Here is a 15,898-nt window from a genome sequence, read left to right on the forward strand (position 1 = left end):
CCAAGCCGCGCACTTAAATCAGCGCGTTGAGTGCGCTGACAAATGCCGCAATATTTTGCTCATGGCGCTTGTAGTAGGTCCAAGGACCGATGCGCTGTGAGGTGACCAAATGGGCCCGCTGCAGGGCCGAGAGGTATAGCGAAACCGTGGACTGCGACAGCCCGACGCGTTTCTGAATAATGCTCACACAAACCCCAACGTCCTCAGGATCAATCTCCTGCTCGGGGAAGTGCGTTCGCGGGTCTTTCAGCCAATTCAAGATCGCCAAGCGTGTGGGGTTATCCAGGGCTTTCAGGGCTTCGCTGACGTCTATGTTCATAGCATCCAATACCTAGTTTTCTCGATATTACAATTTATCGAGCGCAAACACACGGTGCCCGCAGTCAGGCCGGGCACCGTGTGTGGCGGGCTGGTTATTCGTAGGTTGGGTAGTCGGTGTAACCTTTCTCTGTGCCACCGTACATGCTGCTTGGGTCTACGGGGTTCAGCGGCCAATTATTGGCAATACGCGCCGGCAGATCCGGGTTGGCAATAAAGGGCCGACCGAATGCCACCAGATCACCCCAGCCCGCTTCGATGGTGCGAATGCCGCGCTCAGCGGTGTAACGCCCGGCGTAGAGGATCTTGCCGGTGAAGTTCGCGCGCACAGCGATGCGGAAGGCTTCCGGCAGCTCCGGTGCGTTATCCCAATCCGCCTCAGCCAGCGACAGGTAAGCGATGCCGACGTCTTGCAGAACCTTTACGGCCTCAACATAGGTTTCATGCGGGTTTTCTTCTACCAGGCCGAGGTACACACGGTCTTCGTCGGTGCTGGCAAACAGAGGGGCGAAACGCACGCCCAAGCGCTCTTTGCCAACCACGGCGGCAACGGCCTGGGTTATTTCACGGAGGAAGCGCAGACGGTTCTCCAGCGAGCCACCGTATTCATCTTCGCGCTGATTGGTGTGTGCTGAAATGAACTGGTTGACTAGGTAGCCATTGGCGCAGTGAAGCTCCACCCCGTCGAAGCCTGCATCAAGTGCGTTGCGAGCGGCTTGGGCATACAGCTGTACAAGCTCTTTGACCTCAGCTGTGGTCAGTGCGCGTGGCGCCGAGGGAGCTGCCAGCGCGCCCGCGCCAGGAGCTGTTTCGATAAAGACGCTGACGTTGGTGGCCGCAATCGCAGACGGCGCCACAGGCGCTGCGCCGCCGGGTTGCAATGAGGTGTGGGAGACGCGGCCGACGTGCCACAGCTGAGCGAAAATCACCCCGCCTTCGGCGTGCACGGCATCCGTCACTTTGCGCCAGCCGTCGATCTGCTCCGCACTGTAGATACCCGGCGTCCACGCATAGCCCTGACCACGCGGCTCGATTTGCGTGCCTTCCGTGACCATAAAGCCTGCACCGGCGCGCTGGCGGTAATAGGTGGCCATCAGTTCGTTGGCGATGTTGCCGGGTTGCGAGCTGCGTGAGCGGGTAAGGGGCGGCAGAACGATGCGGTTTTTCAGGGTGTAGGGGCCAAGCTGAGTGCTTTGGAACAGTACGCTGTTGTCCATTTTTAATACCTCAATATCTAAATTTATCAATCTTTAAATTAAAACTGCTATTGCGTCTGCAGCCGCCTAGCTCAAGCCAGGTGCTGCTGATGTGCGTGTTGTGCATCAGGCTTCAAGCGCTAGCGTTTGCGTTTCGAGGCCAGCGGCGACCCGAGCGCTAAGGGTTGCGCAAGGATTGCCGGTTGCCTCACTGACCCACGCTGGGAAATCCGAAGCGGGCATATGGGGGTAGCAGCGCAGGTGTGTCTCTGGTGCTGGGCATGGTCACCCCGCTGCTGGTTGTGCGAATAACTGCGCCAGGTTATTCGTCATATTTAGATTTGTCTATATCTAAATTACCGAGATGTCACGGCAGGCTTTTTTTTCGGGAGTGACTTAATGAATGGCGCCAAGCGGTCAGGGCGGGGTCAGCTACCAGCCTGTGCCCTGTCTAATACGGCGTCATGATTTCCAGGCGCTCTCTCAGCCAGCGCTTATTGAGCGCACTGCACGTGAAAGAACGCAGCGGTCGGTGTCGATGACTACTGAGCGGGGTTCAACAGCGCTGACGCTACCTTTCGCAGCATGAACGTCTCGCGTTGAATGGATTGCCCCATCGAGGTTTCCTGACGCTGCATGACGGCCTGGTTGTGTGCGATGGCTTCGTGTAGATCAACCCAAACGGGGCGCATGCCATTGGCGATCTCGTGGCGTTCCATCCTAACGGGTTGCAGTTGCGGGGCTACTTCGCACTGGTAAAAGTGCGAGGTCATGTGCATCAGGTCGTACTGCGGCTTCCAGTAGGGCCGGTACTCTTCGATATAGCCAACGTTCTGCACTATTCGAATGTCGCGGGCGCCGGTCTCTTCTTCAAGCTCACGGGTGAGCCCGGCGATGATGTCTTCACCGGCATCGAGACCGCCGCCTGGGAAGCTGAAATCGTTGTACCGCTCGGTGTACAACAACAGGATTTGCTCATCGCGCAGCACGATGCCACGCGCAGCATGCCGGCGAAATACTCTGCCCTGGGTGGATTTGAGTTCGGGGTGGATCAGTTCGGTAATCAGTTGCATGGGGGCGTCAAATCCAGCGATGGGTGTAAGCCGAGTCTTCAGTGGCCCTCTGCTGCACATAGCCTAAGTGCTCTGAGCGGTTTTATTCGCGCACCGAGTACATTGCGGCGCCATGTACTCGACCTCAGCCTGTTCCAAGCGCTGAGCGTGTTGCCGCGAACGCGGTAGCATAATGGTGTTCGCCGATACGGCCAAACGTCCTTCGATGCACAGCGGTGCATGTCAGTGATCAGTGGCGAAAATCAGCAAACGGTACGCTAGAGGCGTGCAGGGCGCTTATGGCGGCGTAACGGCCACACTGGAGCAGGCGCTGATCATCGTTACGGCATACCGTTGGGCTTCGGGTCGCTGGACGTGCGTGCACATCAGTAGTCGCGACCATTTCCAGGGTGTCTTTTTGACCAGATGTTGCAGGCCAGTCAATTTCAATCGCATCAGTTCGATCATAAATGTCAGGCGTTATGGGATTTCAGCGGCCTTCGGCAGTGACCAGAAATAATCGCTGAGGTGCTGGGGATATATATCCACGATTGCATCGATGAGTCCACTAGGCCACCATCAGGCCGCTTTTAAGGGCGCATCAATCAGTCACTTCATCAATTTGAGTTGAGTTGGACTCCTGCCACAACCCGCCCATAACGCGTCTGCCATGTTTCTAACCTCTGAGTTCTGTATCTAGCCGTCCCTGCTCACATGCAGGGTTCGTAGGTGTTTGTGTGAATATGGTTTTTTCAATGCGCGCTAAGAAGTTCGGTTTTTTGCCTTCGGTCCTGGCTGTTATTTCCCTGTCTGCGGTGTTTACCTGCGCGTGGTGGCTTCATCCCGATCGTCCCATTTCGGGCTTTGCTGTTTCAGCAATATCTGACGAAATCGTCAGCAGCACTGCAGCGCCTTTCTACACAAGCCGCTTCGCGTCTTCGGACCTTGAAGAGTTTGTGCACGCGTCTTCGGTGGCATCACTGCCCGATGGTGGGTTGATGGCGGTGTGGTTTGCCGGTTCCCGAGAGGGCGCAGCGGATGTTCAGGTTCGCGGCTCGCGCTACGACGCGAAAACGGCAGAGTGGGGTGCCGAGTTGGTGCTGGCCACGCGGGAGTCGACTCAGTCCGCTACCCAAAAGCATATACGCAAACTGGGTAATCCGGTTATTGCGCTGGCTCCCGACAATCGCCTGTGGCTGTTCTATGTGTCGGTTTCCGTGGGCGGTTGGGCGGGCAGTGCAATCAATGCGATGCACTCGGATGACTTTGGCGAAAGCTGGTCGCCCCCGAGGCAGCTGATCACCTCGCCTTTTCTGAACATCAGCACACTGGTGCGTAACGCGCCGGTCTTTCACAGCGACGGCACCATTGGGCTGCCCGTCTACCATGAGTTTCTCGGTAAGTTTGCTGAGTACCTGTACATCAGCCCCTCTGGCGAGGTGCTCGATAAAAGCCGGATCAGTAAGGGCAAGCACTCCCTCCAGCCGACTGTGGTGCCCATGGACGCGCAAAACGCGATTGCGATGCTGCGCTATGCCGGCGATACCTTTTACAAAGTGCTCGCCAGCCGCACGGAGGACGCTGGGCAGACTTGGAGCGAGCCGTATCCGCTTGATCCATCCAACCCCAACTCTTCCCTTGCCGCGGTAGCCACACCTAATCATGGCTTGCTGGTGGCCTTGAATGATCTTGAAGACGGGCGCTTTCGTTTGCGCCTGATGGGCACCGATGCCAGCCTCGATCATTGGACACAGGTGATCGATCTGGATGAGTCCCCTGATCTGGAAGGCAATCCATTTAGCCCGGAGGCTTATCGGGACATCATCGGCGACGAGTTCCGCCTCTCCAGCGGGCCAAATCGCCTGAGCCTTGTCGACGCGTTCCTGGGCAAATTGGATTACCGCGTGTGTTCCAAGTTGGGCTGCGACTTTGAGTACGAATACCCGTATTTCATCAAGAGTGCTGATGGCCTCTACCACCTGGTTTATTCGTGGAACAACACCTTTATCAAACACGTCAGCTTCAATGATGCCTGGCTAGAGGAGCAGCTCTAATGCTTGAGCTTTGGCAGGCGCATCTGACCTTTTCGCTATTCGCGTTCGTTGTTCTTCCGGGGTTTGGCCTCAGGCCTAGCCTGCAAGCGGTTCGCCTAATCGTGCTGCTGGGGATCAGTTTCATTCCCGTAGACGGGCTCTCGCTGGCGGCCTACATGCGTAGCTTCACCGACGATGTGGCCATTACCTCGTTGGTGGCGCTGGCATTCGCTACAGCGGTGCGCATGGGGATGGCGGCACGACTGGGGCATGCCGCCCGTTTGCAGCTGCTGATCGTGATGGCAGCGTTGGCACTCTTCCTGTACCCGGCGACGATGGGGCTGACGTACTTTGACCCCTACAGCCTCGGTTACAACCCACGCCCGTTGATCCTGGTCATCGGCTTGCTAGCCCTGGCGCTGCTGGTGTTGGGCAATTGGCTGGGGGCCTGCATGCTCGGCCTGGCCACCTTAGCATTTAGCCTGGGCCTCAAGCCTTCGCCGAATTATTGGGACTACCTGCTTGATCCGTTCATCGCCCTTTACTGCTGCGGTTCGCTGATCGGTTATGTCATTAAAAAGGTTCTGCGTTGGCCGTCTGCACCGCGTGAGTTGAACGTGCCGAGCCGTTCCTAATGGCAAAGCAGCACGGTTTTGACGGGTTTATAAATTGAGGGTTGGATGATGGGTTGGCTTCACTCGCGGCGCTTGCACTACTGGTTTGGTGCAGTGGCGATTCTCTTTGTAGCGCTGGCGGCATTGCGCGGTTTGTTCTTTATCGGCTTCTCGGGATTTGCAGCCAGTGCCCTTGGTGAGGTTGAGGCCGTGCCAGCAACCCTCGGCATAGGGCTGCGTTTTGATCTGCGCCTGGCCATCTTGCTGATGTTGCCCGTTGCCCTGTTGGCATGGTTGCCGGTGTGGAACCTGACACGCTCGCGCGCCATTCGCTGGTTGGCACGGTTGTATCTAGCACTGGCGCTCGGCGCGGTGCTGCTGGTTTACATCATTGATTTTGGCCATTACGCCTACCTTGGTGTGCGCATCAATGCCACCGTATTGCGCTTTCTTGATGACGCACAAATCTCAAGTGACATGGTCTGGCAGACCTATCCCGTGGTGTGGATCACTCTCGGCTGGGCAGCGGCGACCGGCTTGGTGTGGTGGCTGCTACTGCGTCTTGAACGGGTGACTTTGGATCGCCCAGCAAAACCGATCAGCCGTCTTTCACTGACCTGGGGCAGCGCCCTGATGGTTATGGTTGTCTTTCTCGGCATTCTGGGCCGGGTTGAGAACATCAACCTGGAAAACCCAGTACCGCTGCGCTGGAGTGACGCCTTCTTCTCCGGCGACAACCAGATATCCGCGCTCGGTCTGAATCCGGTGATCTTCCTCTACGACACCCTTCGGGTGCCAAACGAGCCCTACGACCGAGCGCAGGTTGCTGCGCATTACGAGGTCGTCAGCCGTTATCTGGGCGTCGATCAGCCCGATGCGCAGAGCCTAAACTTCATTCGTCAACAAGCCCCGCAACCCTATGCGATTGTCGGCAGTCAGCGCCCGAATGTGGTGTTCGTCATGCTCGAATCATTGGGTACCAGCGCAGTGGGGGCTTACGGTAATCCGCTGAACCCAACCCCGAATATTGATCGGCTGGCCAAGCAGAGTTTGTTTTTCAAAAACTTCTATGTGCCCGTTACCGGCACGGCGAAAACCGTCTGGGCCAGCATCTCTGGTGTACCCGACGTGTCACGCGCGGAGACCTCGACGCGCAACCCGCTGATTACCCGTCAACACAGCTTGATCAATGCGCTGTCCGGTTACGACAAGTATTACATGATCGGCGGCAACTCTGGCTGGGCGAATATGAATGCCCTGATTCGTCAGAGCATCGACGATGTGCAGTTGCTCGAAGAGCGTCACTGGAATTCGCCCATGGTCGATGTCTGGGGGATTTCGGATCTCGACCTGTTCAAGGAGAGCGACCGCATCCTGCGCCAACAAGCGCAGGGTAAGCCCTTCTTTGCCTATATCCAAACGGCGGGCAACCATCGGCCGTTTACCATCCCCAACGAGAACGATGGCTTTGAGGTGCTTGATCCACCGCTGGAAACCGTGCAAAACGCAGGCTCGCGCAGCGTCGCTCAGTACAACGCGGTACGGCTGTTGGACTTCAATATCGGTCGTTTGATGGAGATTGCCAAAGAGGGCGGTTGGTACGACAACACCATCTTCGTCATGTTTGGCGACCACAACACCCGCATCAGCCAGATTCCGCACATGCCGCCGGCATTCGAAAAGCTCGGGCTGGAAAGCAATCACGTACCGCTGCTGATCCATGCGCCTAAATTGCTGGGGGCGCGAGTGATCGAGGACGCCGTGGGTTTGGTTGACCTGTTGCCCAGTGTGCTCGGCATGGCCGGCATGGAGTTTCGTAACGGCGCGCTGGGCCGCGACATCCAGCAGCTGGCAGCGGAGGGCGAGCGTGTAGTGCCGCTGGTACTCCAAGAGGGGACGTTCCCGCTGATTGGTGGCGTGACCAAGGACTTCCTCCTGCAAATGCAGCACGACGGCAGCCAGCCAACCCTGCATGACCTAGCCTCGCAGACCCCGCTGGATAATGTCGCCGAGCAGCACCCTGAAGAGTTTCGCCGCCTGGCCGAGTTGACGCGCGGGCTGCACGAAACCTCGCGGTTGATGCTCTATCAAAACGTCCGAACAGACTAAGACTGCGCCGGGGATGCACTCGGTTTACCGAGCATCCTTCCCGGATTATTGAGATCGGTTGGCTTGAGCGCGTGTTGGTATTTCATGGCGGGTTTTGGTATTCCAAAAATTAGTATCTGTTGGCTTGGAATACTATTTGGAATACCAAAAGACATAGATCCTGCTGGACGCTCACGGACACTGGTGGCGCTGAAAGCCCCGTATTTACTGGATTTCAGGCACAAAAAAGGACGTCCGTGGACGCCCTTAGATGTATATTTGGTGGGCCGGGGTAATTTGAACAGGGCTATTAAGTTGTTGATATATATAGTTTAATTCGGTTAATAAAAGTAACAGGAATACAGTTTGGAATACAGAAATGCTAGATTTGAACCCGGGACTCTTGGCTGTTGATTCAGCCTCACCTTCCGCTTCTGAGTCGGGCCATCCTCAAATCACCCTTGGGCTCATCATTTCGTGCTTTGCTACTGAGGACCCGATTGCTTCCTTGGTCTCGCGCATTTTCTGCTTAGCGATCTCGATGGCTTAGGGCTCTTGCTCGCAGATACCTCGGAGCTGCAGAGCTGGGGTTCTGCTGACTGCAAAGCGAAGTCTTGACCATAGTGTTCAAGGTTTTAGCTTAGTCCGCAGTTCGCCACGTATGTGTTTCGCGGTTTCCGCGCTCTTTTCGAAAGCGTATCTCATGTCCTCTTCCGTTAGAGCCGTTCCGGTCCAGATTTCTGGCGATTCTGCTGGGTTGAGTGTGTCGATGCCTGCTCGTTGTTCCGGTGCATGGATCTCGTTGCTGGGGTGTTGTTCCTCTACTGATCCGCGTGATGGTTCCTGTATTTCCTCCTCGGTGGCGTGGCTGTACCGTTCGGGTTGATCGCCAGTCTTAGTTGTCGGCTCTTCACTAAGACGTATGGTCAGAGTGCGCTTTTTCTGGGGGCGGATTTTCCTGTTCTGATTCATGTCGAGGGGTGGTAGAGGTGTCCCTGGGAAGATTTCTCGATGCCCGGTGTTCTCGCTTTTTTGTGAGTTAGGATTTGCTTCTTTTGTGGCCGTTGCAGACTCGTCCTTGGGTGAACCAATATCTTGGCGGTCCCCATAGATGGTTTGCTTTGGTTGCTCCTGTGCTCCCTGCTGCTTTTTAAGATGAGCTTTGTAAGCTTTATCAATCAGCCTCTCCAACAGCGCCGTTGCATCTATTCCTTGCTCTTCGGCCATTTGTTGCAGACTGTCTCTGGTGGTGCCTTTGAGGGTAAAAAGGCAGGGCCGGTAGCCCTCTTCCTTCTTCTTGCTCCGACTCCTTTCCTGGCGCCAAGCGTCCTTCATATCGCGGAATAGCTCGCGTGACCCTTCTTTCTTTTCGAGCTCCTGACCAACACGGAGCAGGTCCATTCGGGAAATGCTTAAAGGGTTGATGTTGGCATCGACAAGACTCTCGTGGCCCCGAAACCGCAAGTAGTCTCGCGCCCAATGGTGCTGCTTGGCATTTTCCGGGTCTAGCCATTCAAGGCCGGGCTTTCTTGGGCGTCCCATTGTACATCTCCAAAATCGAGCTCGCAGCACCCTGGCTGCACTGCAACTTTACCGATAATAGCTAATAACGTTATCTAATGCGTTTATAAAAACGATATTAAGTCATGTTAATTCTTATGGTAGTGTAGTTTTACGAAATAAAAACAGGTTTTCATGCTTATGCACATGGCTCTGCTGCGGCACAAAACAAGCACCATTAGACCTGAAGAAAGGCTGTTTCTCGCGTCATTTTCGATGCGCTTTCAGGACGGTGAGGCTGTGTCGCTGACGGTGCGAGAGCTTTCAGGCTCTGTGGGTATGCCTCCACGCGTTGTGATGCGAGCCGTCTCCAGATTGGCATCGGCTGACTCATACCTAGTCGTTAAGAAGGTGAGTTGCGGGCGGGGGCGGCCGTCGCGTAGCTATGAAATCTCGCCCAAGATCCGAGAACGCTTGAACTCTTCTGCAGTAAGTTGCACTTCGGAATGTCTGCAGATAATCAATCATCTTCTGACGCCGATCACTGACTTGCGCTCCTGCGAGGGTTGCGATGAGGATGCGGATATGAGGATCGGCTACAAGCAGCCTCCGGTCAGAAAGAAAAGCGACCAACTGAGTCTTGCTAACCGGTGGTTACTCGCCGTGCTGGTCAATCATGCAAATGAGTTTGGTGTTGTGGATGGGCTTGGGATGGCTGATCTGCGTCTACTGACTGGAATGACCGAGTTCCGGTTGAAGGCGCAGTTGTCGCGCCTGATGGATATGGGCGTAATCCGAAGCTATGCGTCGGGCCTCTCTAGGGGGTTGTTCACAGGGGTAAGGGTCATGTCGTCCTATATTCTCGACTTATCCCATCCACTGCTCGGGATGGTCGTTGATAGGCGGGGGATTGTCGTTATCGAGGAAGATACTGGGGAGCGGCGAGAGGTTGTGATCCGAGAGGACGGAGGTATTGCTCCGGTTTTGAGGGGCTACTTTAAGCAGTTAAGTGATGCGGACTTTGATGTCTTCTGGCATCGACTGGACGGATACGCATCCTTTCTTTTATCCAGTCATTGGGCGGCGCCTGGTCGTTTGCTGGGTGCGGATTTAGAGGCAGAGCTTGAGGCTTTGATTGGCAATAATTTCCAAAGACCGAGGGGCAGAGTTAGCGGTGGCCTGAGCATTGATGAGGGGCGTTGGTTGCGTATTATCGAGCACTTTTCTTTTCTGGTGTTTGAGCGTGCCAGAAGAATTCAGATAGTGCTCATGCGTATGCCCGATTGGAAAAATGGTGGAGTGCGGATCCAGCTTATACCAACGCCATGCCATAGGATTACTACAGTCTTAGTAAAGCCCAGCCTCGTGCCTCGATATGGTTGTGTGGTTGTGAAATATGAGCCGTGGAATGTATGCGAACTGTACGAGCGGGAGGCTGAGCTGGGGATAGATGACCGCTACCGGTTTGGTCTTCAGACGCGGCTCAAGGGGTAAGTGTTTTTTTACAGCCCTCGCAGATCCTCTGAACCATACAGAGGAGCCTGCTCATGCGAATCATCCGTTTGAAAGAGGTCATCGATTCGACTGGCCTAGCCCGGTCGACCATCTACAAATACATCGGTGAAGGCACGTTTCCGTCGCCAGTTTCACTTGGCGACCGTTGCGTCGGCTGGGTGTACAGCGAGGTCTGTGATTGGATCTTGGCCAGGATTGAGGAGCGCGATCTTGCACAGGGCAATGCAGTACGCACCACCGGCCACCTGAGCGTAGCCCGTTAGAACTGACCACTAGCGCCATGATCAGCTTCGGTTGGTCATGGCGTTTATGCCGCCTGGAAAAGTCCAGCATTCTCAGCTAACTCGCCCATTACGCAATACGATTAATCTCTCGGCAGGCTTGGCAATGTTGTTCCCCATTGCCTGGTCAGCTGGGGTGGCCGGCTGTGGTCTGAGATGCTTCTATTTATATAGCCAATAGCTATCTATTTATTCTTCTTAATAGTCATGCTCACTAGGTAGGTACAGCTACCAATAACCTTTCTGGAGTAGGCAAGCGGTTAATAAACACACAACACGCACCTGGTATGAAAACAACCAACCAGGTACCCGCCATGAACAACCAGAATAATTACACTCACCTCTCTCAATCCGACATAGCCCTGCAAATTGAGTCACTCGTCCAGGCCATCGAAAATACTGACACACCGGCATTTCGCATAACGCAAAGCCGCTCAGGTTACGAGCGCGTCGAGCAGACCAGGCTCTCCCGACATTTCATACACATTAAACAGATGATCGACCTTTTTGATTATCGGGTTGAGTACAGCTACAGCGAGCACCTGCAGGCGTTCAGCGAGGCCTGCCAGGACATACGCCTTGAGCGTCATCCAGATGGACCTGCTTGTCTGAATGAAAGGGGGACCGCCTACCTAGATCACCACCAAAGCATGAACGTTCTTGTAGCACGGATCCGTCAGCTGACCCGGCAGTTGCGGTATCGGCGTAAGAAAGGTGATCGTCGCGGTGAGGCACGTAAGCAGGAAATGGAAATCGCTGATTACGTGAACGCTCTGATGGCGCTTTACTCGCGTATCACCATAGTTCGGGTCGATCTTTACTACCGCTCCGAAGCGCAGGCGAGGCTTCGAGCCGAGCACGTCTTCGATGATCTTGGGCAGTTAGTCGCTGAGCATAAACGTAATCCGGTTTTCGACGATCTTATCGGCCACATTTACTCGGTCGAGCAAGGTGATCGGAATGACGGTCGGGGATACCACATTCATGCGGCCTACTTTTTCAATGGCAACGAGGTGCGTGGAGATGTCTACAAGGCCATCCAGATCGGTGAGCTGTGGCAAGACATTACCCATGGCCAGGGCTACACGCACAGCTGTAATCACGACAAGGAGCAATATGGCGAAAAGTGCGGCATTGGCCACATCCAGAGGGGGAATCTATCGATTCGGCCTCATATCCACAGGGCAATGAGTTACCTGGTCAAGGATGCCCAGCACCTGCGCTTGAAACCTGCGGGGGCTCGATGCCTGCGTAAGGGCAATCTGAAACGTTTCCGTTGATGGTGAGTATCTCTGCATACTTCTAGCTGCAACGCTACTTGGCCTTTGCTACCAGTAGGCCTGACCAATGAGTGGTGTACGCAGGCGAAAGCATTTCCCTGCGCATGCCCCATTCAGCTTGCTTGGCTAGTCGCCCAGGTTGCAAGGTTCCGCGCCCCCATCGTCGATTGATAGCGTCTAGCGTGCTCATCAGTCGCTCAGTTTTTACTGGTTGTTCAGGTGCAAATAGATCCTGCGTGTACTCATCTCGCCTGCACAGATCCAGAAGCAATACCTGGGCTTTGGCGTAGCTAAATCCATCTCGATAAAGTCGACTGATACCTTCTCGGGCAGCGGCAATAATCAGGCGTGTGTCGTCGGTCGGATAGGGCAGTTGGCAAAGCAGCCCATTGGCGTATTTGGCTTCAGTGGGGTTGAACATGCCGGTGCGCAGGCTGACGCGAATCTGCCGGCACAGTGAGCCCTGCTGGCGAAGTTTTTCAGCAGCCCTTGTGGCGTAAGCGGTGACGGCTTCCTGAATCGGTCCGATGGTCTTTAAGCGTTTTCCAAACGATCTACTGCAGCAGATTTCCTGCTTGGCCGGCGCGGCTTCTTCAAGCTCTAGGCAGGCAGTGCCGCGAAGCTCTCGCGCAGTTTTCTCGATGATCACATTGAAGCGCTTACGCAGTTCCCAGGCGTCGCAGCTGGCCAAATCCCAGGCAGTTTTAATACCAAGTGCGTTGAGGTGCACCTGCATGCGCCTGCCGATGCCCCAGACATCTTCTACTGATATGACCTTGAGCAGTTTGTCGCGGCGTATAGGGTCACGTAGATCGACCACGCCGCCAGTTTGTCGTTGCCAGCGCTTGGCCGCGTGGTTGGCTAACTTGGCCAAGGTTTTAGTGCCGGCGATACCGATGCCCACGGGTATGCCGGTTTTCTGTTTGATCTCGCTTTGTAGTGTTCTGGAAAGGGTTTCCAGTGATCCCGGTATGCCGGTCAGGTCGGCAAAAGCCTCATCGATGCTGTACACCTCAACCGCTGGCAGACGCGCTTCAATGATGCTCATCACGCGCTCGCTCATGTCACCGTACAGCGCATAGTTACTGCTGAACGCCACGATGCCATGGCGCTTGAGTTCGCCACGGATTTCATGGAACAGAGCACCCATCTTCACGAAGGGTTTGGCATCGGCGGAGCGTGCAATCACACAGCCGTCGTTGTTGCTCAGCACGACGATGGGTGTGCGCTGCAGATCGGGCCGGAATACCCGCTCGCAGCTTGCGTAGAAGCTGTTGCAGTCGATAAGGGCAAACACGGGCTCAGGCATGGGGGCGGTGATTCCGCAGGCTGTGACTCACGACGCCCCAGATCATCAGTTCGTCATCATCCAGTACGTAGCGCGGCGCGTAATCAGGGTGCTCGGATTGCAGCACATACGTCCCGTGACTTTTACCCAGCCGTTTAACGAACACATCGCCGTTTAAGCAGGCCACAACGACATCGCCTGGTTTTGCTTCCAATGCACGACTGACGATCAGGTGGTCACCATCGAAGATACCCGCCCCGGTCATGCTGTCACCGCTGACCAGCACGACGTAAGTGTGCGGTGCATTGATATCCAGCAGCTCATCCAGGGAAAGCTTGTGCTCCATGTGATCCAGTGCCGGGCTGGGGAAACCGGCAGGAATGTGCGCGTCAAAGAAGGGTAGGCGTGTGCTGCTGGCGTGGAGTGCGCCAAGGATCAGGGCATTGCTCATGAGAAATTGCCGGTAACTGTATTTATGTACAGTATCCGTTGATTTTGAGATCCGGCAAGGCGCATCCGTCGGCGTAGGTCTACGTATGTTCGAAATGTTTACAGACCGAAAGTTTACGTATCGCTTCCGAGGTTAATGATGCCTATGGTTGGGTCATCGCAACCCGAGGAGATCCGCCATGATCATGCTGAGTTCGCTGACTGAACATCTTGTGCTGATAGCTGCTTTCACCCTGATGCTGGGTTTGGCTCGTGTTGCCTATGGCGGCCAGGCGGACTGATTTTACGTCATCTTCTCGGCTCGTTTTTCTGCTGCGCCGCTTTTGAAAACTATAGGGGGCTCCTATGAGTCTTGATATGTATCGTCGTCAAGTTGCCAGCGTTCGTGACGCTCTAGCAAAGCTATCGAGCCAGAAGGCCAGGGAGTCGCAGAAGGCGGCTGACGCGGGGAAAAAATCTCTTGCTGCTGGAACTGCCGCCAGCAAAACCAAACAGTTGTCTACAGCTACCTCCAAGCTCAGAGAAGCCAACCGGTATGCAGATCTGCAGGCGAAGCATTTGGTTGAAGTTGCCAAGCTGGAGAAGAAGATTGCCGCCGAGCAGAAAAAACTAGCGACAGTTGAGCTGCGTGTGGAAAGCGAAGAAGCGAAGGTGCTGAAGAAAAGAAATACGGAGCAGCAAAAAATGCAGGAGGCGCAGAAACGGCAATTCCGTGAGGTAGAGTCCAGCTTGAAAACGCATGATTCTCTACACCGGGAAACTGCTGCCCGCATTGATAAGTTGGCTGCGCTGCCCGAAGAAATTAAGGTTGCCTTCTTTGCGACTGATCCTGCGACAGCCTCTGACCGTAGGCTATTGCTGGATGAAGAAGTCCGTGAGATTCACCAAAAAATTCGACTTTCGGATCATCGTGACGCGGTTAAGCTTGAGTCGAGATGGGCTCTGCGTCCTACAGAAATCCTGCAATACATGAACGAGCTCAAGCCCACGATTGTGCATTTTAGTGGGCATGGCAGTGATCAGGATGAGCTCGTTCTTCAAGATCGAAACGGCGACGCTAAGCTGGTTTCGATGGCGAGCATTGTCGCCACCTTCCAGCTTTACGACTCGGTTCGGTTGGTCTTCTTTAATACGTGTCACTCGTTCAACCAAGCGGCCGCATGTACGCAATATGTCGATGCGGCTATTGGCATGAATCAGTCAATTGGTGACGAAGCGGCCCGCGTATTTTCAGCGCAATTTTATTCGGCTATTGGTTTTGGCTGTTCAATTCCGGCTGCTTTCAAGCAAGCCAAGATTGCGTTGATGCTTGAAGGTATTTCAGAAGAATCCACGCCAGAGCTGTACCTTCGTGATGGCGTCGATGAAAGCGATCTTATATTGGTTAAGCCCAGGGCTCAGTGATAAAGCCACCCCTGCAGCTCATCCAAATTCACCACCACAATCTGCTGCGCTGTCGCTTTGGCATGCACCTTGGTCGTGTCGATTTGATAGCGCTGCAGCACGTACTGCACCAGCGCGCCACGGGTCTCGATCACCAGGCGACCATCCTGCATGCCGTAGTCGGTTTCGATGATGGCTTGCTGCTCGGGTTTCAGGCGTGAGTCCGGCTCGATGATGACCTGCACCTGCGTGCTCCAACCCGGATCTTGCTCGCGAGTATTTTCGGTTTCGTCGTCCATCAACTCCGGCACACCGCGAAAGCGACTGAGCACGAAGTCGCGGTAATCCCTGTTCTTCTCGCAATACGCCCGCACATGCCAGCGCATGCCGGTGTATATCAACGTGTGCGGGGCGATCAGGCGGGTTTCCGCGTCCGGCGTAGTGAAGGACACATACTCACATTCCAGGCGTAGGCCCTCACGGCAGGCGCGTAGAAGAGGGCGCAGCAGCTCCGGTCGCACCGTACGATCCGGCACTTGCAGCACCTCGGTATGTGCATAGGCCAATGCCAGGCCGTCCACATGCGGAGCGCGATCATGGTTTTGGTTGAGCAGGTGCAGATAGGCGCTGGCGCTGTCGTCGATAAACAGCGGCTTGAACTGCTTGCTCGGCACATACCCCTTCAAATGCTTGTCATATTCAAGATTTTTGGGCGCGTGCTCGTTGATGTAGGTGTTGATGTCTTTCGACGCCTGCTGGCGGCTTATGCCGAAGCTCTGCATCAGGTGGTTCGTGGTCAGCCGGCCTTCCCACCAGACCACGGTCTCGATCAAGCGGTAACGCAGCGCCAAGTCCCAGCGCACCGACTCGATTTCTTGTTTGCGTTTCATAGCCACTCCA

At 55.1% G+C, this 15,898-nt stretch carries 14 protein-coding genes; 7 read left to right on the forward strand and 7 right to left on the reverse strand.

What is annotated here, in order from left to right; translation table 11 throughout:
• Positions 1-13: 13 nt before the first annotated feature.
• The 3 genes from AC0J6G_RS01500 to AC0J6G_RS01510 form a co-directional block, all read right to left on the reverse strand.
• Positions 14-319: an ArsR/SmtB family transcription factor gene (locus AC0J6G_RS01500; protein WP_475250648.1), complete on the reverse strand. Its 306-nt coding sequence runs from the start codon at positions 317-319 to the stop codon at positions 14-16.
• A gap of 94 nt (positions 320-413) precedes the next feature.
• Entirely contained in the window at positions 414-1,535 is a 1,122-nt protein-coding gene (locus AC0J6G_RS01505; protein WP_475250649.1) for an alkene reductase, read from the reverse strand.
• Positions 1,536-2,056: 521 nt separating this feature from the next.
• Positions 2,057-2,587: an NUDIX hydrolase gene (locus AC0J6G_RS01510; protein ID WP_475250650.1), complete on the reverse strand. Its 531-nt coding sequence runs from the start codon at positions 2,585-2,587 to the stop codon at positions 2,057-2,059.
• Between the two features lie 734 nt (positions 2,588-3,321).
• Between AC0J6G_RS01510 and AC0J6G_RS01515 the strand changes: the two genes are divergently transcribed.
• From AC0J6G_RS01515 to AC0J6G_RS01525, 3 genes are read left to right on the forward strand one after another with little or no spacing between them, the layout of a single operon-like run.
• Positions 3,322-4,620, forward strand: coding sequence for a sialidase family protein (locus tag AC0J6G_RS01515; RefSeq protein ID WP_475253556.1), 1,299 nt, complete (start codon positions 3,322-3,324; stop codon positions 4,618-4,620).
• A complete protein-coding gene (locus tag AC0J6G_RS01520) occupies positions 4,620-5,234 on the forward strand; it encodes a hypothetical protein (protein ID WP_475250651.1) in 615 nt (204 codons plus the stop codon). Before AC0J6G_RS01515 ends, AC0J6G_RS01520 begins: the two co-directional genes overlap by 1 nt.
• Positions 5,235-5,282: 48 nt before the next feature.
• Positions 5,283-7,322, forward strand: a complete 2,040-nt coding sequence (locus AC0J6G_RS01525; protein WP_475253558.1) for an LTA synthase family protein — start codon at positions 5,283-5,285, stop codon at positions 7,320-7,322.
• Positions 7,323-7,928: 606 nt separating this feature from the next.
• On the opposite strand, the gene AC0J6G_RS01530 is transcribed toward AC0J6G_RS01525, so the two are convergent.
• Positions 7,929-8,843, reverse strand: coding sequence for a hypothetical protein (locus AC0J6G_RS01530; RefSeq protein ID WP_475250652.1), 915 nt, complete (start codon positions 8,841-8,843; stop codon positions 7,929-7,931).
• Positions 8,844-9,386: 543 nt separating this feature from the next.
• Here AC0J6G_RS01530 and AC0J6G_RS01535 point away from each other — a divergent pair.
• The 3 genes from AC0J6G_RS01535 to AC0J6G_RS01545 all read left to right on the forward strand — a co-directional run bounded on the left by AC0J6G_RS01535 (position 9,387) and on the right by AC0J6G_RS01545 (position 11,877).
• A complete protein-coding gene (locus AC0J6G_RS01535) occupies positions 9,387-10,295 on the forward strand; it encodes a hypothetical protein (RefSeq protein ID WP_475250653.1) in 909 nt (302 codons plus the stop codon).
• Between the two features lie 53 nt (positions 10,296-10,348).
• Positions 10,349-10,579: a helix-turn-helix transcriptional regulator gene (locus tag AC0J6G_RS01540; protein WP_475250654.1), complete on the forward strand. Its 231-nt coding sequence runs from the start codon at positions 10,349-10,351 to the stop codon at positions 10,577-10,579.
• Between the two features lie 332 nt (positions 10,580-10,911).
• On the forward strand, positions 10,912-11,877 hold the full coding sequence (locus AC0J6G_RS01545) for a YagK/YfjJ domain-containing protein (RefSeq protein ID WP_475250655.1): 966 nt from the start codon (positions 10,912-10,914) through the stop codon (positions 11,875-11,877).
• Between the two features lie 34 nt (positions 11,878-11,911).
• On the opposite strand, the gene umuC is transcribed toward AC0J6G_RS01545, so the two are convergent.
• Together umuC and AC0J6G_RS01555 are read right to left on the reverse strand one after the other, a co-directional pair.
• The gene (gene umuC / locus AC0J6G_RS01550; RefSeq protein ID WP_475250656.1) at positions 11,912-13,186 is read right to left on the reverse strand and encodes a translesion error-prone DNA polymerase V subunit UmuC; all 1,275 of its coding nucleotides are present in this window, start codon (positions 13,184-13,186) and stop codon (positions 11,912-11,914) included.
• The gene (locus AC0J6G_RS01555) at positions 13,179-13,616 is read right to left on the reverse strand and encodes a LexA family protein (protein WP_475250657.1); all 438 of its coding nucleotides are present in this window, start codon (positions 13,614-13,616) and stop codon (positions 13,179-13,181) included. Before AC0J6G_RS01555 ends, umuC begins: the two co-directional genes overlap by 8 nt.
• Before the next feature lie 344 nt (positions 13,617-13,960).
• On the opposite strand from AC0J6G_RS01555, the gene AC0J6G_RS01560 reads away from it, so the two are divergent.
• Complete coding sequence (locus AC0J6G_RS01560; protein ID WP_475250658.1) at positions 13,961-15,019, forward strand: CHAT domain-containing protein; 1,059 nt, start codon at positions 13,961-13,963, stop codon at positions 15,017-15,019.
• Here AC0J6G_RS01560 and AC0J6G_RS01565 read toward each other — a convergent pair.
• Positions 15,013-15,888 carry a WYL domain-containing protein gene (locus AC0J6G_RS01565; protein ID WP_475250659.1) on the reverse strand — a complete coding sequence of 292 codons (876 nt, stop codon included), beginning with the start codon at positions 15,886-15,888 and terminating at the stop codon, positions 15,013-15,015. The two genes, AC0J6G_RS01560 and AC0J6G_RS01565, sit on opposite strands and share 7 nt — an antisense overlap.
• Positions 15,889-15,898 lie beyond the last annotated feature (10 nt).

It is taken from the genome of Pseudomonas sp. TS_SC_3, from assembly GCF_056156225.1.